Source organism: Dictyobacter halimunensis (assembly GCF_036245075.1).
In genome coordinates this window covers 3,555,851-3,575,707 of the sequence record NZ_BSRI01000002.1, presented here as the reverse complement: position 1 = coordinate 3,575,707, position 19,857 = coordinate 3,555,851, and the positions used below count along the sequence as shown (strand labels likewise).

The following is a 19,857-nucleotide window of genomic DNA, read 5'->3' as shown; positions in this document are numbered from 1 at the left end:
TTCTATGGTTAAATGCCAGGAGCATGACTGATAAATTTTCACAAGAGGCTGCACAACAACGTATCTACCGGGAATTCGCAATCCTGGTCAGTAGAGATGAGAACACGATCGACCTTGCTCAGGCCGCGCTACAGATAGCGAAGGTGGCCTATCCCGATCTAGATCCCGTTCCCTCTTTATCCTACCTCGACGCGCTGGCACGACGAGTTATGCAGTTGCACGCGCAAATCGCTTCCAACACAACAGAACAGAGTAACCCGCTCGAACTGATCGGCTCGCTGAACCATGTCTTGTTTGAAGATGAGCACTTCCATGGCAATGAGAGCGACTATTATGATCCCGATAATAGCTTCCTGAACAAGGTGTTAGAAGAGCATACAGGACTGCCGATTACCCTCTCATTGCTTTACATGGAGGTGGGCAAACGCGCGGGCATCCCGCTGGAAGGGATGGGGTTCCCCTACCATTTTATGGTGCGATACTCATGGCCGGAGGGGAGAATCTATATCGATCCCTTTGCCAGGGGCCAGTTGCTGAATGAAGCGGAGTGCCTTGAGCGTATACAGCAGAGGACGCATCACCGGGGAGGGCTACACCAGCGCTGGTTGGAGCCGGTGACCCCCAGACAGATGCTGGTGCGCATCCTGAATAACCTGAAAAGCGTTTATATCCGTCACGGCGATTTTCCCCATGCCCTGGCCATCAGCGATCTGCTGTTACTGCTGCTGCCAGATGCAACCGTCGAGCAGCGCGACCGTGGCCTGCTCCACCTGGAGCTCAAACACTATGGGCGTGCAATGCAAGACCTGCAGACGTATCTGGAGCGCAATCCCAAAGCCAGCGATCGCTACGAGATACGCAACCACATCAAGCAGATCCGCCAGACGATCGCCCAGCTTAATTAACACATCTGCCTTGCATCATCTACGCTGGTTTGATATCATACAGGCGATACCGCATGTATAACATGCTTTATTTTTTAGGCATCATTCAACCTGGCGATACAACCATTCTTCCAGGTATTAATGAGCTAGAGTCGATGAATCACGTGAGTCCGCCTTCACCACTGCCAACGTATTTATCGGTAAGGCAAGATTACCACTCTACTCATTCTACAAGGAGGTTCTATTTTGGCAGGAAGCTTTTTTTCTGCACGCACTGTAACACGCTTGATCGCCGTGCCTGTACTCTGTCTCCTGGTACTGGGAGGTAGCCTCCTTCTAAACTCCAGTATCTCCGCAACGTCGGCCAGCGATAAGGCTATCACCGGCGCCTTCGTGGGCAAGGTAGAGGTGGGCAACGGCTCAATTAACCGAGATTATTATCTCTCCTTTACGGTCAATCAGGGCAAAGCGCTCGTCGCCGTGGCAACGCTCACCTCCATCTACTCCAATAAAGTCGTGATACAGAATCACGCGTTGAAGTCAGAGGTTGGGGTTAAAAGACCCTCCCTGCAGAATAAGCAGGCATGGGCGGTGGATGTGAAAGTTGATCGTGAACAGGTCACCGGCCGCTTCATCGTGCATAACCAGGGACAGGATAAAAGCTATAACGTGAAGGCGACGAAGGCCACAGGCAACGCGGGCCTCTACTGGACCAGGACGCGTAGCGAGCACTCTACCTATGTCGGCGGCTGGATCTTGCTGCCCCACGCCTACGAACAGGGCGGCGGCATCCTCAAAGACGGTCAGCAGGCCGAAAGTAGGCCGGAGCTACGCTCCCCACAGATCCATACCCAGAGGGCCAGCCTGGATGAGGATACCACGCTACTGATCCAAAAAGTCGATCCTTCTATGATCGATAGCGTTGATCTGCCACCTCCATCCAGGTAAGAAGCCGCCCTATCCTAGCCATCGATGGGCAGGCCCTCCATGGCCATAATTTTTAAGGCGTTGGTCGTTGGGGACGGACCTTCACGGAGGATATAGTCAAAGACCATCTGCCCATCGATCACCTCTTCACGGAAGTGCTGATTGTGAACCTGGGGCACGCTCTCAGCCAGCGTGGCTAGCTCCAGGTCATGGGTTGAGATCAGGCCGACGCAGTTGTGGCCGACCAGGGACTTCACGAATGAACGGCTCCCAATCAGGCGTTCACGGTTGTTTGTGCCCTTGAAGATCTCATCTACCAGGAAGAAGAGGGGCGACTGTCCCGGCTGCTTGAGCGCGTCGAGCAGGGAGTGCAGGCGACGTACTTCAGCATAGAAATAAGAGTAGCCCTCCGTCACCGAGTCGGTCACCCGGATACAGGTGAACAGGCGGAAGAGGGTAGATGTAAATGCGCTGGCGCAGACCGGGCCGCCCGCGTAGGCCAGGCAGAGATTCACGCCCAGGGCACGCAGAAACGTACTTTTACCCGCCATATTGGAGCCTGTAATAATGATGACCTCGCCCAGCATTTGCAAGCCAAAATTGTTGGTAACCTTCTTCTCGGCGGGCAGCATAGGATGACCCAGGTGCGCAACCTGGAAGAGCTCCCGGCCCTTCTGCTGTAGTTCCTGCTCCGTTTCAATCTCAGGCAGGATATATTCAGGATTAAGATAGGCAAAGGCGGCCAGCGAGCAAATGGCTTCCAGCTCAAACCAGGTGTCCAGCCAGTCGGGCAGGCGGGCAGCCAGTTGCGACTTGTACCGGACCAGCTTCATGGCGCAGTACAGATCCCAGGGTACAAGGGCGTTGACAACGACCCAGAGGATACCATTGCTCTTGAGGGTTGCCGCAGCCGAGATACGAGCTGTCCCTTTGAGCAGAGCCGATGGTCCCGACTCGCTCTGTCGCGTGAAAGGTTCGCACAACGCCTGCAGCCGCGATTGGGCGCGATACGGATATTTCTCCAGATACGAAAAGATGGCGCTGAGCGTGCCAAAGCCGTAGCGCAGGTAGGAGGCGTCCTCAAAAATATCACCGCGCTGATTGGCGGTGGCGAAGAACAGGATTACGCTGGCGCCCAGCGACCAGCCCCACAGAGGGGGAACGATAGCAAAGAGTGAGAGCAGAAAGAGCACGGCAGTCAGCACGTTGATGATCAGCGAGACCCCAAACAGAATGCCCAGGCCCGCCGATGGATTTTGCTGCTCCAACCAGCGTAGCAGCCGCTGACCCTCCAGCTGGTTTGACCTGCCGCCCGAGGCCAGCAGAGAATTCAGGATCAGGCGATCGCGGAAGCGGGTCATCGGGGTTAACTCGCGCACCAGCGACTGGCGCCTCTGGATGGTCTCTAGCTGCGGCGTGGTCTGCAGCAGCCAATCGCGCAACCGCTCCATCCCCTCGCGCGATACTCCGGTGTTCACCAGCCGATGGATCGAGCGCGAACCGGTAATATCCAGGTCAATCTCGAAAGGATGTCCCTCTACCGGCGCTTCGGTCATCACCTCGGGCATGCGCTCCCAGTCCAGTTTGATACGGGCGATGTGGGCGGACTTAATGTGCATCCACAGCGTATGACGGGCGATGCTCTGGTCGATCAAGCCGTGAAAGTGGGCCATAATCCCAAAAGCCACCATAAACACCACAAAGACAGGGATGGCCAGCCACCAGAGTCCGGCAATGAACAGCAATACGGCAAGCGCTATCCCCACGAAGAAGATAGCGACGCGCGACCACGAATAGACATTACTGCGTGGCGTCATGGCATCTATGCGACGTTGCAGGCGCCCGATCTGGGCCTCCAGCAACTGTAATCGTTCTTGTTTTTTATCCACTCTACAATATATCCTTTTCCTGTCTGGCACAATGGACTGATTATTGTTCCAGTCTAGCACTTCGCATGCTTGTAGACAAGAGAGAAGGTCACTTGTAAGCATCTCTTGTTACGAGGTATCATAAACTGTGTAGACAATAAAGACAGGCGTATCTCTGGCGGATATCGCGGCTATCTCCATAATGTATGTATTCCGCCATATTTTTTGATCATTCAGATGCGACCCAATCTACGCAATCTACTCTATTCAATGAGGAAAGGGATTATCAGATGCACGTAGAGAATAAAACATTCTTTATTACCGGTGGGGCCTCAGGCCTGGGCGCGGCCTGCGCACGCTTGCTGGCGAAATCAGGTGCCCACGTGGTGCTGGCCGATCTCAATCAGGAGACGGGGACGGCCCTGGCCGGAGAGCTGGGGGAGGCGGCCCTGTTCGCGCAGACCAATGTGGTCGATGAGCAGAGCGTGCAACAGGCCATCCAGGCCGCTCAGAAGCAGTTTGGCACGCTACACGGCGTCATAAACTGCGCCGGCATCGGGGTGGCAGAAAAGGTGCTGGGGAAAGATGGTCCCAGCAGCCTGGAGAGCTTTACCCGCGTCATCAATATCAACCTGATCGGCACCTTCAACGTGATCCGCCTGACGAGCGCGGTCATGAGCCAGAATACGCCGGATGAGAGCGGTGAGCGCGGCGTGATCGTCAATACCGCCTCGGTGGCAGCCTTCGATGGTCAGATCGGGCAGGCCGCCTACTCGGCATCCAAAGGAGGCATCGTCGGCATGACGCTGCCCATTGCCCGCGAGTTCGCCCGCTACGGCATTCGCGTCATGACCATCGCCCCCGGCATCTTCGATACCCCCCTGCTGGCTGGACTGCCCGAACCCGCCCGTCTCTCCCTCGGTCAACAGGTCCCCTTCCCATCGCGCCTGGGACGTCCCGAGGAGTACGCCGCCCTGGCCAGACACATCATCGAGAACGAGATGCTCAATGGCGAGGTTATCAGGCTGGATGGTGCTATAAGAATGGCACCTCGCTAACCGCGCGGCGGACCGGGGCGATCCTCTATTGAGGATGGTCGCCCTGGTCCCAATCGAGGGCCATTTTGGCGGTGGTGCCGCCATCGATGTAGAGGACCTGACCCGTAATGAAGTCGGCGGCATCGGAGGCCAGGAAGGCCACGGCCGGGGCGATGTCCTTCGGCCGGCCCACGCGTCCCAGCGGAATAAGGCTGTCGCCAAACTCGGTGCTGTAGGTAGGGATGTTGGCGTAGCGTGGCACCTCGATCAGACCGGGGCCAACCGCGTTGACGCGGATGTGTCTGGGGGCTAGTTCAATAGCCAACTCGCGCGTGAAGGCGATGATGGCGCCCTTGGTGGCCGCGTAGACCGAGTGGTTGGTGAAGCCGGCGTAGCCATGGACCGAGGTGATGTTGATGATCGAGCCACGACCGCGCTGCTCCATCGATTTTACCGCCTCCTGGGCACAGAAAAAGTAACCGCGTATGTTGAGGTGAAAAACGTCGTCGAAGAGCTCTTGCGTAATATTTTCAAATTTGTCGGCGCGCGTAACACCGGCATTGTTGACCAGAATATCGATGCCACCAAACTGGCTGATCACCTCGTCAACGACGCGGCGGCAATCCTCCACCACGCCCAGCTTGCCCGAAACGGTAATCGCGGTACCGCCCTGCTGGTTAATCTCGGCGGCAGCCTCGTGCGCGCCTGCCGCGCTACTGGCGTAATGCAGGGCCACCTTCGCCCCCTGGCGGCCCAGTTCGATGGCGATGGCTTGCCCGATACCGACGCCCGCGCCGGTCACCAGCGCGACCTGCCCTGATAGAGCACCCATAGAATTCTACCCTCCCTCTTTTTATCAATACTGCATGCATTCTACGGCAAATCAGACCGGGATTCAACTGTATGCCTGGTATATATCTATCATAATCAACGCTGCACATTATACATAGGAAAGAAAAGCATGGTGTAATTGAGAAGAGTGTAGAGAACGGATTGATTATCGCATACATGCATGCGATAATTCAGGTAATAATGAATACGGCAATACGGACGTAACGCGCCCACAACATGTTAAGGAGAAGAGCTGTGCAATTAGTACGTTACCGCTCTACGGACGGTACCACTGTCCTGGGGCTGCTGGCTAATGACCGCCTGATTGGAACCTTTCCCGCGCCCAATACAACCCTGTCTGATCTTTTGCGTCTACGCGTTGATGAGCTGCGCCAGTTGATCTCACGCGTCATACAGGACGGCAATGTGATCGAGAGAGAGAAGATGATGGCGCCCGTCGATGGCGATACCGAAGTGTGGGCGGCGGGGGTAACTTACCAGCGCTCGGAGGAGGCACGTAAAGAGGAGAGTGATACACCCGATATTTACGCGCGGGTCTACCAGGCTGAGCGCCCTGAACTTTTCTTTAAAGCGACAGCCTATCGCGTGAGTGGGCAGGATGAGCTGATCGCGGTGCGCTCGGATTCGCGCTGGGATGTGCCAGAGCCCGAACTGGCGGTGGTCACGAATGCCCATGGCGAGATCGTCGGCTATACCATTGCCAACGATGTCAGTTCGCGCAGCATCGAGGGCGAGAATCCCCTCTACCTCCCACAGGCCAAGGTCTACGCCGGTAGCTGCGCGCTGGGACCCGGCATCACCCTGGCCTGGACCGTAGAGGATGCGCGCCAGCTGACGATGCAGATGCAGATTGAACGCGATGGCAAGGTCTGCTGGGAAGGTGAGACCAACACCAACGGACTCAAGCGGAGCCTGGAAGAGCTGGTCTCATACCTGTATCGCGACAATGAGTTCCCCGCAGGGGCTATCCTGTGCACCGGCACGGCCCTGGTCCCCGATCAGCCCTTTACGCTTGAACAGGGCGACGTCGTACACATCACGATCGAGCAACTGGGAACGCTGCGCAATCCGGTCGTGCGCGGCAAAGACGCTCTCCAGAAGCAGAGGCGCTAGCCTATCTCTGCTCCTTCTCGCGATTGGCTTTCTGGATATAGTTGAGACCCAGGGCGAAGCCAACCACCAGCGATAAGATGAAGATGAGCCCGCGCAAATTCTCGGTCGGGCGATACTCCTTGCCCTGCACCGCGGTAACATCCTCATCGGAGACGCTCAGGATATCAATCAAAGAGGTGAGCATGCTGCCATAGATGCGGCGCAGACCCAGGGGGGCGAAAGTTCGTTCGAAGAAGCCCCCCACACCTTTACCACCCTCCCATTCGCTGGCCACGCTGACCCTTGTTTTATCGCCGCTTACAGGCGAAAGCACCCAGGTAGTGACCAGCGATGAGTTGTTGTCACGCTCGGTCAGCACACGGCCCTTGACCGCCTCATCAACACTCATGCGATAGGCGCGTTCCCGATTGGCCGCGCGCAGCAGATAACTGATGACCGTCCCGCTCCCCTTGCCACCTTTCTCTACCCTGTAATCAATAAAATTGGGCGTCAGCATCCTGGGACGCTGCTCTTTATAATTAGACAAAACGGAAAAGATTGTCTCTGGGCTGGCATTGATAACACGCTCTTTTTCCACCGTAATCTTACCCACGCCATTCCTCACTTTCTATACAACAACTATTTAACTTAGTGTTTAACGCTCATGTTGTATTGGTACATGGGGTGCGCGGATGCGCACTCTATGTACCAATACAACACATTTCTCTCTCATCATAGCACGAAGCACGAAAGCATATGGAGTCATTGATACATTAGAGGTGGATCCAGCACCAGCCACTGCTGGAAACCGCAAGCAAAGCTACCGTAGCAGCTCACGGTTAGCGTAGAGAGGTTATTTAGAAGAGCTGACGTGGCGTTCGCCTTCCCGCAGGCGGGCATAGACATCGAGCGTATCAGCCACTGCTATCTTCGTCCATGAATGCAAGGACATGGGCGCACTTGCATCTTCATGCGTATTATGGGTATCGAACGCAGTATGCTTCTCCATACAATTAACGCTTGGGAAACGGTGGCCATCGCTTCTGGTTGGCACAAAAATAAAAAACTCATGGGCGGGCAAGATACAATTGTTCATCGGAAACTCCTTCCTCTTGCGGAAGAGACATGTGCTCTCAGTTCGTATTATGCCAGCAGAATGTAAAGAGGGGATAAAGAGAATGTTATAAATCAGTCACAATTTTGTCTATTTAACATATCCAGGGAAATAAGCAGGCGACCGCTCACGAGCGGTCGCCTGCTTATTACATAGGTGTTTATTGTCTGAAGCTATTTCTGCGCCACCGCTACGGCAGTGGGCGTCAGCAGTTGTTTGGCACGCTCCAGGCCAATCGAGAGCAGGAGCGTCGGGATGCGCGGACCGGTATCGCGACCGCAGATCAGGTTGTACAGCGCGATAAAGAACGAGCGCTGCGCCTGCTTCAACTCATCGTTGGGAGGCGTATCCACCGCCATGCCGCGTACAACCTTGGGGATGCTATACATCAGCTCGGTCAGGCTGGCCAGGTTCCAGGAGTCGTCCAGGCGCTCGGCTAGCATGCGGATGCTGGCCTGGTCCATCTCGGAGAAGCTGGCGAAGGCATCGCTATCAAAGCTGCTGCGAATCTGCGTGCGCTCATCATCGGGCAGATAGTTGTTGACCCAGTTGAGGGCACAGGTGAAGCGCGGCTCCAGTTCGGCGCGCAGCGTGCCCAGATCCTCCAGTTCCGGCAGGGTCTGCGAGATGATACGCAGGACCTGCTCCTCGTTGGCCTGGGTCACATCGATGACCGAGGTCAGCAACGGAAACGGCACAGCCTTATGGGTATAGACGATCTCATCGGTGCTGGTACGGGTGGCGCGCTCGAACAGGCGCTGATTCACCTCGTTGGCCGTTCCTTTGTTGATCTGACGTACCAGAGCGTCCCACTCCTCGTAGAGGCGCAGAAGACCCTGACCATAATCGATATCAAAGGCCTGGTTGTTGGCGCGACGTGCGTAGAGCCAGCGCAGGATAGCGGGCTCGATAATCTCAAGCGCCGACGAGACGGTGGCCGTGGTACCGACCGAGCTTGAGATCTTGGAGCGGCCACCCATGCCGACAAAGGCGTAGCCGATAAACTGCGGTGCCACGGCGCCATACACCTTCTGCACGATGCGCTGTCCCACGGTATAGCTACTGCCGGGAGAAGAGTGGTCCTCGCCACCGGGCTCAAAATCGACCTGCTCGTAGCTCCAGCGCATAGGCCAGTCAACTTTCCAGACCAGCTTGCCGTCGATGCGCTCGTTCAGGCTATAGCTGCCCTCGTGTCCGCAATTATCGCAGACATAGCTCAGGAAGGCATCCTCATCGCGATACGAGGTCAGGTGCGTCATGTCCTTATGGCAATTATCACAGTAGGGCTTGAAGGGATAATAGGCGGCGCGACGCTCGTCCACGGTCTCTTTCTGGCCCTCAAGATTTTGATACTCGGCCAGAATATCGAAGATCTCCCCACGCTGGCGAATCGCCGTCTTAATCTGCTCACGATAATCGCCACGACGATAGGCCTGCGACTGGCGGATATAGCGGGGTCGGATACCCAGGCGACTCAAGCCGTTTGTAAAGTCGGTGATATAGCGCGTGGCATAGGAATCGTACTCCCCAAAGGGGTCGGGAATATCGGCATAAGGCATGCCGATGTATTGCGCATACTCGGCCGGGATACCCGCCGGCACCTTGCGCAGACGGTCATAGTCGTCCCAGGAATGGATATGCTCCACCTTCCAGCCACGGCCACGCAGCTCCTCAACCACCAGGTGGACGGTGAATGGCTCGCGCAGATTGCCCAGGTGAATCGGACCCGATGGACTGATACCCGAGGCACACACGATGGTGGCGTTCTCGCCCTTGCGCTGTCGCACACTGGCTTCTATACGATCAGCAACTTTTGTTACCCAATCAGCTTTCATTGTTAACTATCTCCAGATTATAGCTCGCGTTCTATCTTCTTTGAGTATTTTTTCGATGCCTATTATTGTATCAGTTTAGCTTGCAAGCGTCTTCATGACAGGGCAAGAATTGCTATAGGGGATAGCCTGAATAATCCACACATCGACATGCCGAGCAATTTCTTCTCGTACGGCGAGCCTCACAACCAATATATACCAAACATAACCATTCCGCCTCTTGCCGGCGGAATGGTTATACATTACGATCTCATTCATGGTCAGAATAAGGAAGGCAACGCTTCCTCGCGCCCATTTTATCTTTCTTTATTCACGGGGAATGGGCGTTTATGATCCATGTTCGGGCAAGTGTGCTCGAATAGCCTGCACGAATTCATGCGTTCCGGCCTGGCCGCCCTGATCGACCGGGAGAAGGGTTCCTTCTCGGTAGGTCTGTTCGATGGCGGACGTTAAAGCACTTGCCTGTTTATTATACCCCAGGTAATCAAGCATCAGCGCGCCCGATAACAACATGGCGGTAGGATTGATGACGCCCTGGCCAGCCAGGTCGGGGGCGGACCCATGGACCGGCTCGAAATAGGCGTAGTTCTCACCATAGCAGGCGCTCGGTGAGAGACCCAGTCCCCCGATGGTACCACTGGAGACGTCGGCCAGGATATCTCCATGCTCGTTCCCCAGCACGACCACATCCAGATTCTCTGGTGAGGCGACCAGACGGCGCGCCATATCATCGACCAGGAACTCCTGGTAGGTCAGGGAAGGATGCTGGCTGACCGCCTCTTTGACAATGGCGCGGAAACGGCCATCGGTGCGCGGCTGGATCGAGTATTTGGCGCCTAGCGTGACGCGGCCGGGATAGCCGGCGGACTGCCGCTGCAGGGCCAGATCACAGGCATGATTGGCCACGCGCTGCATCTGCTCATCGGTACTTACCTTAATCGAGTAGGCGCCCGCCTTCTCGACCGGCGGAGCCATCCACCAACTGCCGCTGCTGGGCAGGGCCGCCAGCTCGGCCACATCGCCCTCACGCGGAGGATACATCCCCTCCAGGTTATCGCGCGCGATCACATAATCGATGCGCTCCGGATGCTGCATGGGACTGCGGTAGCCGGGGATCCAGCGCACCGGGCGCACATTGATATAGGTTTCCTTATTCCAGCGCAGGTACCAAAGGATCGGACGGCTGGGTCCGCCGCTGGCGCCGAAGAGCGTGCAGTCGGCCGCGTCGATCGCCTCGCGCGTCACATCCGGAAACGGCGTCCCATACTGCGCCTGGGCCTCGCGTCCACACGGCGCCTCCGCAAAGCGGATCTCTGGCGCCAACTCGCGCAGAATCTCTACCGTCGGCCGTACCACCTCCGGGGCCGCATCATCCCCCGGAACTACGCACACAAGCGGTGGATTATGAAATTGTCGGTTATGCATATTGCCATTCTCCCAAAACGCACGAATCCCGCGTTGGTGGAACGTGCGCGCCCGGGCACGAGCCGCGTTGCGGCAAGCCGGGGCAAGCCCGGCACCTACGGGGATTCATATCGCGTTTTAATATACCAATTGGCCGTCGTTGGCTTCGATGTAATTGATGATGCCACCAGCGGCCACGATGCGGGCGACGAATGGGTCGAGCGGCTCGGACTGGAAGGTCTGGCCGGTAGTGAGATTGCGGATCTCACCAGTCTCCAGATTGACGTCGAGCTCCTGTCCGGCTTCGCTGTTGAGCACGGCCTCCTCACAGACCAGGACCGGCAGGCCGATGTTGACTGCGTTGCGGTAGAAGATGCGCGCGAAGCTGCGCGCGATCACCACTTTGACCTGGTTGGCCAGGATGGCGGTCGGCGCATGCTCGCGGGAGGAGCCACAACCAAAGTTGTGGCCTCCCAGCAAGATATCGCCGGGCTGCACGCCCTGGGAAAATTCGGGATAGGCCTCGTAGAGGCAGTATTTCGCCAGTTGTGCATGATCGGTCGTCACGTTGTAGCGGCCAGGAATGATCAGGTCGGTATTGATGTTGTCACCGACTTTCCAGATGCGTCCCATTCTTTTTTTCTCCTTCTCTCGATTGCGGTTAAACTGTTTCGGTTAGGCGGGATCTTCCGCCAGCAAGACGCTGCGTGGGTCGGTGATATGGCCGGTCAGCGCGGTGGCAGCGACGGTCGCGGGACTGCCCAGGTAGATTTCGGCGGTGGGATCACCCATGCGACCGGTAAAGTTGCGATTCATGGTGGTCAGCGCGCGCTCGCCGGGAGCCAGCACGCCGAAGTGGCGTCCAATGCAGGGTCCACAGCCGGGCGTGCCAACAGATGCTCCGGCCTGGGCGAAGATCTCCAGGTAGCCACGACGCATGGCCTCCAGATAGATCTCACGCGAGGCGGGGATGACGACCATGCGCAGGCTCGGACTGATCGTGCGGCCGCGCAGGATGTTGGCGGCGATCTCCAGGTCGTCCAGGCGACCATTGGTGCAGGTGCCCAGGAAAACCTGATCGATCTGGACGTCCTGCACTTCCTCGGCCGGGTGCACGATGTTGACGTCTGGTGGGCAGGCCACCAGCGGCTGCATGTTGGTAACGTCGATCTCAATCACCCGCTCGTAGCGCGGATTCTGGGCGCGCAGCAGCGGATACTCTTTATCGGTGCGGCCATGCAGCCATTCCTGCGTGGTGGCGTCGGCCGCGATCAGGCCGGCTTTACCGCCCATCTCAATAGCCATGTTGGAGAAGGTCATGCGCTCGCTCATCGAGAAGTTCTCGATCACCTCACCGGTATATTCGATGGCACGATAGTTGGCTCCATCCACACCCAGGCGGCGCACGATCTCAAGCGAGATATCTTTGGCGAACACTCCTGGAGGTAAAGTACCGGTAATGTTAACATTGATGGTCTCCGGCACGCGGAACCAGCTGCGGCCGGTGGAGTAGGCCACGCCGATGTCGGTCGAGCCCATGCCGGTACCAAAGGCGCCAAAGGCTCCATAGGTACAGGAGTGGCTATCGGCACCCACGATAATGCTGCCCGGCAGCACAAAGCCCTTCTCGGGCATCACCTGGTGGCAGATGCCTTCCTGCAGGATCGGGATCTCCTGCTCCTGGGCGAACGAGCGCACCTCGCGATGCAGCGTGGCCGCCGGGATGGTCGCGGCTGGGATGATATGGTCAAAAACGATATGCGAACGCTTCTGATCAAACACACGGCCATTATTCTGTTTGGCCAGCTTGCGGAAAGCTTTGATGGCCAGGGGCGTCGTCGTATCATGGCTCATCACATGATCGACGTCCACCACGACAGTCTCTCCCGCGTGAACGGGGCGTCCCAATTTATAACTAAAAATCTCTTCAGCTAGCGTTCCCATACCAGGCTTCCTTTCTCTTCATACCAGGCAAGAATAAATGTATTGACCTCTTCATCACTGAGCGAGCCGCTCTCCGCACGCTCTTTCAGAGCCTGCGTGAGCCGCGAGAGCTCTTCAGGGGTCAGTTGCAGTCCCAATGAGACGGCTCGGTGCCCAACGGCATAGCGTCCGGTAAAGCGCGAGCCGATATCGACGTGGCGCGCGACGCCAAAGTCGGTGGGATTGAGGATCTCATACGCGTGTGGATTGCGCAGGACCGCTTTTGTATGCACCCCGGCGCGATGCGTAAAGGCGCTAGGGGCCGTAATCGGCATATTATAGGGAATATTGATATTCAGACAGTCCGCTACATACTGGTCCAGCTCCACCAGCTGGGTCAGGTCGTAGGTAGCGAGCAGATCGGGATAATGGATATAGAGTTGTGAGATGATGCCGCTCAAGGAGGCGATACCGTTGCGCTCGCCGATGCCCATGACGGTAACGTCCAGGCAGTCCGCCCCGGCCTCAAAGGCCGAGATGGTGTTGGCGATGGCACAGCCAGTATCGTTATGCCCATGAAATTCGATGCCAACGTTGGGATAGCGACTGGCGATCAGGCTCACCAGACGGTCAACCTGACGTGGGGTTGCTATACCAACCGTATCTGGTAGGCCGATGCGCTCGACGCCGGCATCAACTACGGCGTCAAAGACCGTCAGCAGATCGACCAGGTCGCTGCGAAAGGCGTCTTCAGCTGAGAAGCGCACGTAGCGACCGGCCTCGCGAATGCGGCGGATCAAGGGGACCGCCTCGGTGGCGATCTGCTCAATCCTTCTACCATGGCTATATGAGCGCAGTTCCTGAGAGGTGCCAAAGAACAGGTTCAGGCCATAGACATCGGTATCCAGCGCGGCCTGCACATCGGCCTCGACGCAGCGCACATGGGCTACCACGTGCGAGCTCAGATTGAGCGCGCATATAGCCTGGATGGCCTCACGCGTCTCAGGCGAAGCGATGGGCGAAGGCACCTCAATGAATGTCACCCCCAGACGATCGAGCAGGCGCGCAATCATCACACGCTGCTCCAGGCTGAAGTAGGTTTTGATGAATTGCTCCCCCTCGCGCAGGGTGCTATCCAGAATAGCCAGAGATCTCATAATGCTATTTCCCTTTGCGATGCAGTTTCGTGCAGAACACGTTCCAGCACATCAATCGCGTGAGTGTATTCATCCACCCGGATGTGCTCGTTGGGCGTATGATCAAGGCGTGAGTCGCCAGGTCCATAGGCGACGATGTTCTGCCCCCAGACCGGGCCCACAACATTCATATCTGACGTTCCCGTTTTGTTCTTGAAGGTTGGCTGTCCACCGGTGGCGCGGATGGCGGCCATGAAGGCTCGGGCCAGGGGAATGGCGCGGTTCGTCTGAAAGGCGGCCTCTTCGCCTGAGAAGATCAGGTGAATGTCGTCGGTGTAGGCCCAGCGTTGCAGTTGCTCGCGTAAGGCGGCAATGTCAAAGTTGGGCGGCAGACGATAGCCGATGGTGAAACTGGTGCGCTCCTCCAGGCCGTCATGCTCGCTGTTGATGCGGCGCAACGACGGCAGCAGGGCGGCGAAGATCGACGCGCCCGCGTGCTCCTGGTTCCATTCATCAGCATGGCTACGCACACGCTCCCAGAAAGCGGTGGCCACTTCATTGCTACTCTGCAAAGGTCCAGCACTGTGACTTGATTGGTGCGAGACGCAGCCATCGACGAGCAGGCGCCCCTTGTATCCGATGGTGACGGCCTGGCTGCTGCTTGGCTCACCTATGATACAGGCCGATGGCTGATAGCGGTTGACGACTCCACGCGCACCACGCGAGGTCGCCGCTTCTTCTTCAACCGCCCCGACGACGACGATAGGGCGGTCAGGTGTACCGCTGGACGCCACGCGGGCGGCGGCACAGATAAAGGCGGCCAACGGCCCCTTGGCATCGACGGCCCCTCGACCAAAGAGCAGGCCATTCTCGATGCGCACCGGAATGTTGCCCGGCACTGTATCCATATGTCCCAGCAAGACGACCGGCTGCTGACCATCCAGTTCGGCGTGGGTGCTAGCCACGAAGTTGCCCACCTCATCGACGTATGCGTGCAGTCCCATCTGCTGTGCCTGCTCAACCAGGTAGCGAGCCAGCGCCCCCTCCTGCCGCGAGAGGCTAGAGATGGTCAGCATACGCTGTAAGAGATCAACCTCGCGGTTCTCCGAAGAGACGATCTCAGGCGTCCTGACCGCATGGGCGGATCCGGTCAGCACCTCGGTGATGGTGTCAATGGCCTGGTCCAGTTGCTCCTGGCTGATCACCAGCGGCGGCAGCAGGCGCAGAACATTGGGACCAGCCGGCAGGGCCAGTACGCCGCGCTCGCAGAGCGCTTCCAGGTACGGCTGGACGCGCTTGCTCAGTTCGATCCCGATGAGCAGGCCGCGACCGCGCACCTCGCGAATGAGGGGAGATTGGATCGAGCGCAGGCGCTCACGCGCGTGCTCGCCCAGTTCTGCGGCGCGGGCCGCCAGCTCTTCTCTCTCAAGAACATCAAGCGTCGCCAGGGCGGCGGCGCAGGCGAGGGGATTGCCGCCAAAGGTGCTGCCGTGGGCGCCTCGGGTGACGCGGCCGCTTTCCATGACGCGCCCGCCCAGGCAGACAGCTCCCATGGGAACGCCACCGGCCAGGGATTTGGCCAGGCAGAGGATGTCTGGTTCTACCCCGTATTGCTCGCAGGCGAACAGGGTACCGGTACGGCCAAAGCCGGTCTGGATCTCATCAATGATCAGCAGGGCGCCGCGCTCGCGGCAGAGGGCGGCCAGTCCCTGTACATAGGCCTCCTGGGCGACGTGGACGCCGCCTTCGGCCTGCACCAGCTCGATGATGACAGCCGCCGTATTGTCGGTGATGGCCGCCTCGGCGGCGCTCAGATCGTTGTAGCGGATATGCGAGACATCCGGGACCAGCGGCGCGAAGGGCTCGCGATAGTGCTTCTCCCAGGTAGCGGAGAGCGCGCCCATGCTGCGACCGTGGAAGCCGCGCAGCGTGGCGACGATGCCGGTGCGGCCTGTAGCCAGACGGGCGAACTTGAAGGCTCCCTCAACCGCCTCGGTACCACTGTTGCAGAGGAAGAAATGCTCCAACCCGGCCGGCGTGATCTGTGCCAGGCGCTCTAACAGGCGCGCGCGCACATCGTTATAGACGACTTCGGGACAGGTGATCAGCCGCTGCGCCTGGGCCGCCAGGGCGGCTGCGATCTCGCTGCGACCATGTCCAATATTAGCCACCCCGTGGCCGGCCATGCAATCGATATAGCTGCGTCCCTCAGCGTCCCATAATGTGGCACCCTGACCGCGCACGATGGCGACGGGTCGCTTCCCGTAGACACCGCTCGTATATGTATTTTCCAGTTCAATGAAATTTGTGCCCATCTGGGACCTCCTTCCTCTTTTTCCTTTATATCCGTTTAGCTCAGCGACACCATCTCGCGGATCGCTGTGTGGCTTGTCTCTATCTGGCGCACTGTTTCCGTCGTGCGTGGATCGGAAGCAGTGCGCGGATCTTCTTCTGATTCGTTAGTAATCGTGGTGCCGGCACCATTGATGACGGCACGCAGCGAGGCGCTGCCGATGCAGACGCGGGAGACACCACCTCGCAGCGCCTCCTGGGCGCCCAATAATTTCTTGCGCATGCGCCCTTTGGCGTACTGCATGTATGTATCGAGCTGCGCGACCGGGATCGTCTCGATCAGGGTCGAGGTATCCTGTGGATTCTCCAGCAGTCCGGGAACGTTGGTCATGATCGCCAGTGTATCGGCGTGCAGGGCGGCGGCCACGGCGGCGGCGGCCCGGTCACCATCCACGTTCAGGCGCTCTCCCTGGTGACTCAGGGCCAGCGGCGCGATCACAGGCGTGTAGCCGGCGGACAACAACTGCTCCACCAGCGCACTGTTCACCTGCTCGATCTGACCGGTGTAGTCGTCGCGCAAGATCTGCACGCGGCCCTCGGGGGTTACCGAACGTACGACCGCTTTGCGCCGGGCCACTAGCAGGCGGCCATCAACGCCGGCCATGCCAAAGGCGTTCACGCCCGCCTGCTGCAGCTGCGCCACCAGTTCGGTATTGATCTGCCCGGCCACGGCCATGGCGAAGATCTGCAGCGTCTCGCTATCGGTATAGCGGCTGGTCATGCCGCTGGGAGAAGTGATCATGCGCATTGGATGTCCCAGTCGTTCCGACAGCGTATTGGTCAGGTCAGAACCACCGTGCAGGAGTACCACGCGCTCTCCTTCAGCAACCAGGCGAGCAATTTCTTGCACAATAGCTGTGGTGGCGACGCCCGCGCCTCCGCCAATTTTTACGACCAGTGTCATCGCATGCTCCGTTTCTCTTCTCGTTATGTCCATCTCTTCAAGGGTATAAGAAAGCCAGTTCTTCAGCGGTGGTCTACACCGGATGCAGCCCGGGAAAAGTCAGTCCCAGCGTCTCGTCCCACCCCATCATGCAGTTCAGGGCCTGCACACCGTTGCCGGCGGCGCCCTTCATCAGATTGTCCAGGGCGGCGATGACCACGACGCGCTGCTGCTCAATGTCCAGCTCAAAGCCAACGTCACAGTAGTTGCTGCCGGCCAGGATCTTGGGCTCCGGATAGCGATAGACACCGTTGCGCTCTTTCACCAGGCGCATGAATGGCTCGCGCTGATAAGCTTCGCGATAGACGCGCCAGATGGCCCGCTCGTCCAGGCGCTCATTCAGGAACACATGAGCGGTCACCAGGATGCCGCGTACCAGCTCGATGGCGGTGGCCGAGAAAGCGACCGTCTGTCGCAACTCGCCGCCCTGCTGCCCCAGTTCCTGAATCAGCTCGGCCGTGTGGCGATGTCCCGTCGGCTCAAAGGAGCGTACCGCCCCGCTGCGATCCGGATGGTGGCTGGCGGGTCCCGCCTTGGCTCCGGCCGCCGAAGATCCAACTTTCGCCTCCACTACCAGTGGAATGGACTGGTTGACGATGCCCGCGCGATAGAGCGGCGCCAGACCCAGGATCGACGTGGTGGCCATACAGCCGGTACCACTGACCAGCGTGGCCTCCGCCAGCTCGGAGCGGTGCAGTTCGGGCAGGCCGTAGACCGCCTCGGATAGCAGCGCGGGAGCTTTATGCTCGTGCCCATACCAGCGCTGATACAGCTCGGGTGAGCGCAGGCGGAAGTCGCCAGATAGATCGATGACGCGCGGGGCGATGGCCCGGTAGCGTTCGATCTCACCCGACGAGACTCCATGCGGCAGGCAGAGAAACAGCACGTCGCAAAACGTCAGGTCGTCGGGATGACAGAAACGCAGCGTACTGATCTTGCGCAGATTCGGGTGGGCGCTGTGGACAAAGTGTCCCGCCTGGCTACCCGAGGCCACCTGCGTGATCTCCACCTGCGGATGGAAGAGGAGCAGGCGGATCAGCTCGCCGCCGGTATAGCCGGAGCCTCCGACGATGGCGACGCGTACTCGACTCATAAGGCCACCCCTTCCCGCACGTTGCTCAGCACGTACTCGATCATCTCCTGCGGAATATTGACGCCCGTGGGAGCGATGCTATTGCGAAACTCCATGGTGCCGTTGATCTCGTTGACCAGCAGTCCACGCTCGGGATCCTCAAAGACGTCCACCGCCAGGATGCCGCCGCCAACGGCCCGCGCGGCACGGCTACACAGGCTATCCAGTTCAGGAGTCACGGGACAGTTGTCGGTTACAGCTCCGCGAGCGGTATTTGTCACCCAGTGGGCGCTGGTGCGATAGATGGCACAGATCGTGCGATCACCGATGACAAAGGCTCGGATGTCGCGGTTCGGCTTATCTACATGCTGCTGAATATAATGGATATGGTGTTGATACGATCCCAGGGTCTCCTGGTGCTCAAGTACGGCCTCGGCGGCGTCGCGATCATTGACGCGGGCCAGCAGGCGTCCCCAGGAGCCGGTAACCGGCTTTAAGACGGCCGGATAGCCAACGGACTCGATCCCCTCCACGGCGCGCTCGGCATCAAAGGCCAGCAGCGTACGAGGAACAGGCAGTTCGGCGCGGATCAGCGCCAGGGTCGTCAACAGTTTGTCGTTGCAGAGAGCGGTCACGGCCGCCGAGTTAAACACCGGGATCCCCCAGTGCTCCAGCACGTGTAAGACAGCCAGGCCACGGGACTGACTCACGCTGCGGCAGAGCACGGCATCATACTTGTGCCAGCGCTCCTGCGGCTGCGCCAGATCGAATAACAGTTCACCATCATCAATCAGGTCAAATTCGATCGAACGCTGTCGCAACGCTTCCACCAACAATTTCTCTTCCACGCGAACTCGCGATGTCAGGATAGCCAGGCGCATAGGGTTACTCTCCCCAATCTTCCTCGACCTCGGGGGCCAGGGCTACTTCAGGTTGCTCTACGTTGATCACTTCCAGTTCCGCATTACAGTCAGGGCAAAAGGTGATCTCGCCAACCATCAGACCCTGCACTTCTACGTTCGCTTCACATTCTGGACACTGTGCTGCCATCTTCTTTTCTCCTCTTTTATTGCTTATTGCTGTATTTAACGCTCATTTTTTGTTGCAAAAAAAGCCCTTCATCCTCCTTGTAAGGACGAAGAGCATTGAACTCTCGTGGTACCACCCTCATTCACCCATATCTTACGATATGAGCCTCAGCGTGCAGAACACTCGCTGTGTTCTGTAGCGAACCCGTTAACGAGGGTCAGGTCGACAGAGCTCTACTCTCGCGCGTGCGATTTCTTCTCCATAGCTTCCGGGTCTTATTCACGGGCTGGTCATACGAACATTCCACCAACAGTTCGCTCTCTGGATGTCCAGGGGTCCGTTACTTGTCCCGACACCGCTTGTCGTTGTTTACTTTTTCTATGTGCATGTCG

At 58.2% G+C, this 19,857-nt stretch carries 18 protein-coding genes; 4 read left to right on the top strand and 14 right to left on the bottom strand.

Features of this window, described 5'->3' with window-relative positions; all coding sequences use genetic code 11:
• Positions 1–23 precede the first annotated feature (23 nt).
• Positions 24–905, top strand: coding sequence for a SirB1 family protein (locus tag AABA21_RS28830; protein WP_338255546.1), 882 nt, complete (start codon positions 24–26; stop codon positions 903–905).
• A gap of 225 nt (positions 906–1,130) precedes the next feature.
• Complete coding sequence (locus AABA21_RS28825; RefSeq protein WP_338255545.1) at positions 1,131–1,832, top strand: hypothetical protein; 702 nt, start codon at positions 1,131–1,133, stop codon at positions 1,830–1,832.
• A 14-nt stretch (positions 1,833–1,846) separates the two neighbouring features.
• On the opposite strand, the gene AABA21_RS28820 is transcribed toward AABA21_RS28825, so the two are convergent.
• On the bottom strand, positions 1,847–3,700 hold the full coding sequence (locus AABA21_RS28820) for a MutS family DNA mismatch repair protein (protein ID WP_338255544.1): 1,854 nt from the start codon (positions 3,698–3,700) through the stop codon (positions 1,847–1,849).
• A gap of 269 nt (positions 3,701–3,969) precedes the next feature.
• On the opposite strand from AABA21_RS28820, the gene AABA21_RS28815 reads away from it, so the two are divergent.
• Complete coding sequence (locus AABA21_RS28815; protein WP_338255542.1) at positions 3,970–4,737, top strand: 3-hydroxyacyl-CoA dehydrogenase; 768 nt, start codon at positions 3,970–3,972, stop codon at positions 4,735–4,737.
• A gap of 25 nt (positions 4,738–4,762) precedes the next feature.
• On the opposite strand, the gene AABA21_RS28810 is transcribed toward AABA21_RS28815, so the two are convergent.
• Complete coding sequence (locus tag AABA21_RS28810; RefSeq protein ID WP_338255540.1) at positions 4,763–5,548, bottom strand: SDR family NAD(P)-dependent oxidoreductase; 786 nt, start codon at positions 5,546–5,548, stop codon at positions 4,763–4,765.
• 254 nt (positions 5,549–5,802) lie between these two features.
• On the opposite strand from AABA21_RS28810, the gene AABA21_RS28805 reads away from it, so the two are divergent.
• On the top strand, positions 5,803–6,681 hold the full coding sequence (locus tag AABA21_RS28805; protein WP_338255538.1) for a fumarylacetoacetate hydrolase family protein: 879 nt from the start codon (positions 5,803–5,805) through the stop codon (positions 6,679–6,681).
• Position 6,682: 1 nt separating this feature from the next.
• Here AABA21_RS28805 and AABA21_RS28800 read toward each other — a convergent pair whose 3' ends face one another.
• The 12 genes from AABA21_RS28800 to AABA21_RS28745 all read right to left on the bottom strand — a co-directional run bounded on the left by AABA21_RS28800 (position 6,683) and on the right by AABA21_RS28745 (position 19,486).
• On the bottom strand, positions 6,683–7,273 hold the full coding sequence (locus tag AABA21_RS28800) for an SRPBCC family protein (protein ID WP_338255537.1): 591 nt from the start codon (positions 7,271–7,273) through the stop codon (positions 6,683–6,685).
• Positions 7,274–7,513: 240 nt separating this feature from the next.
• The gene (locus AABA21_RS28795; RefSeq protein WP_338255536.1) at positions 7,514–7,756 is read right to left on the bottom strand and encodes a hypothetical protein; all 243 of its coding nucleotides are present in this window, start codon (positions 7,754–7,756) and stop codon (positions 7,514–7,516) included.
• 191 nt (positions 7,757–7,947) lie between these two features.
• Entirely contained in the window at positions 7,948–9,609 is a 1,662-nt protein-coding gene (gene lysS, locus AABA21_RS28790; protein ID WP_338255534.1) for a lysine--tRNA ligase, read from the bottom strand.
• Positions 9,610–9,933: 324 nt separating this feature from the next.
• On the bottom strand, positions 9,934–11,031 hold the full coding sequence (locus AABA21_RS28785) for an isocitrate/isopropylmalate family dehydrogenase (RefSeq protein WP_338255533.1): 1,098 nt from the start codon (positions 11,029–11,031) through the stop codon (positions 9,934–9,936).
• 117 nt (positions 11,032–11,148) lie between these two features.
• Positions 11,149–11,643 (bottom strand): 3-isopropylmalate dehydratase small subunit, encoded by a 495-nt coding sequence (locus tag AABA21_RS28780; RefSeq protein WP_338255532.1) that lies wholly within the window; start codon positions 11,641–11,643, stop codon positions 11,149–11,151.
• Between the two features lie 42 nt (positions 11,644–11,685).
• On the bottom strand, positions 11,686–12,954 hold the full coding sequence (locus AABA21_RS28775; RefSeq protein WP_338255531.1) for a 3-isopropylmalate dehydratase large subunit: 1,269 nt from the start codon (positions 12,952–12,954) through the stop codon (positions 11,686–11,688).
• Positions 12,942–14,090 carry a LeuA family protein gene (locus tag AABA21_RS28770; RefSeq protein ID WP_338255529.1) on the bottom strand — a complete coding sequence of 383 codons (1,149 nt, stop codon included), beginning with the start codon at positions 14,088–14,090 and terminating at the stop codon, positions 12,942–12,944. The genes AABA21_RS28775 and AABA21_RS28770 overlap by 13 nt, the downstream gene beginning before the upstream one ends.
• Positions 14,087–16,384 carry a [LysW]-lysine hydrolase gene (locus AABA21_RS28765; RefSeq protein ID WP_338255528.1) on the bottom strand — a complete coding sequence of 766 codons (2,298 nt, stop codon included), beginning with the start codon at positions 16,382–16,384 and terminating at the stop codon, positions 14,087–14,089. The genes AABA21_RS28770 and AABA21_RS28765 overlap by 4 nt, the downstream gene beginning before the upstream one ends.
• 35 nt (positions 16,385–16,419) lie before the next feature.
• The gene (locus tag AABA21_RS28760; protein ID WP_338255527.1) at positions 16,420–17,325 is read right to left on the bottom strand and encodes a [LysW]-aminoadipate kinase; all 906 of its coding nucleotides are present in this window, start codon (positions 17,323–17,325) and stop codon (positions 16,420–16,422) included.
• A gap of 73 nt (positions 17,326–17,398) precedes the next feature.
• Entirely contained in the window at positions 17,399–18,457 is a 1,059-nt protein-coding gene (gene argC / locus AABA21_RS28755; RefSeq protein WP_338255526.1) for an N-acetyl-gamma-glutamyl-phosphate reductase, read from the bottom strand.
• Positions 18,454–19,317: a lysine biosynthesis protein LysX gene (lysX, locus tag AABA21_RS28750; RefSeq protein WP_338255525.1), complete on the bottom strand. Its 864-nt coding sequence runs from the start codon at positions 19,315–19,317 to the stop codon at positions 18,454–18,456. Before lysX ends, argC begins: the two co-directional genes overlap by 4 nt.
• A gap of 4 nt (positions 19,318–19,321) precedes the next feature.
• Positions 19,322–19,486, bottom strand: a complete 165-nt coding sequence (locus tag AABA21_RS28745; protein WP_126596867.1) for a lysine biosynthesis protein LysW — start codon at positions 19,484–19,486, stop codon at positions 19,322–19,324.
• Positions 19,487–19,857 lie beyond the last annotated feature (371 nt).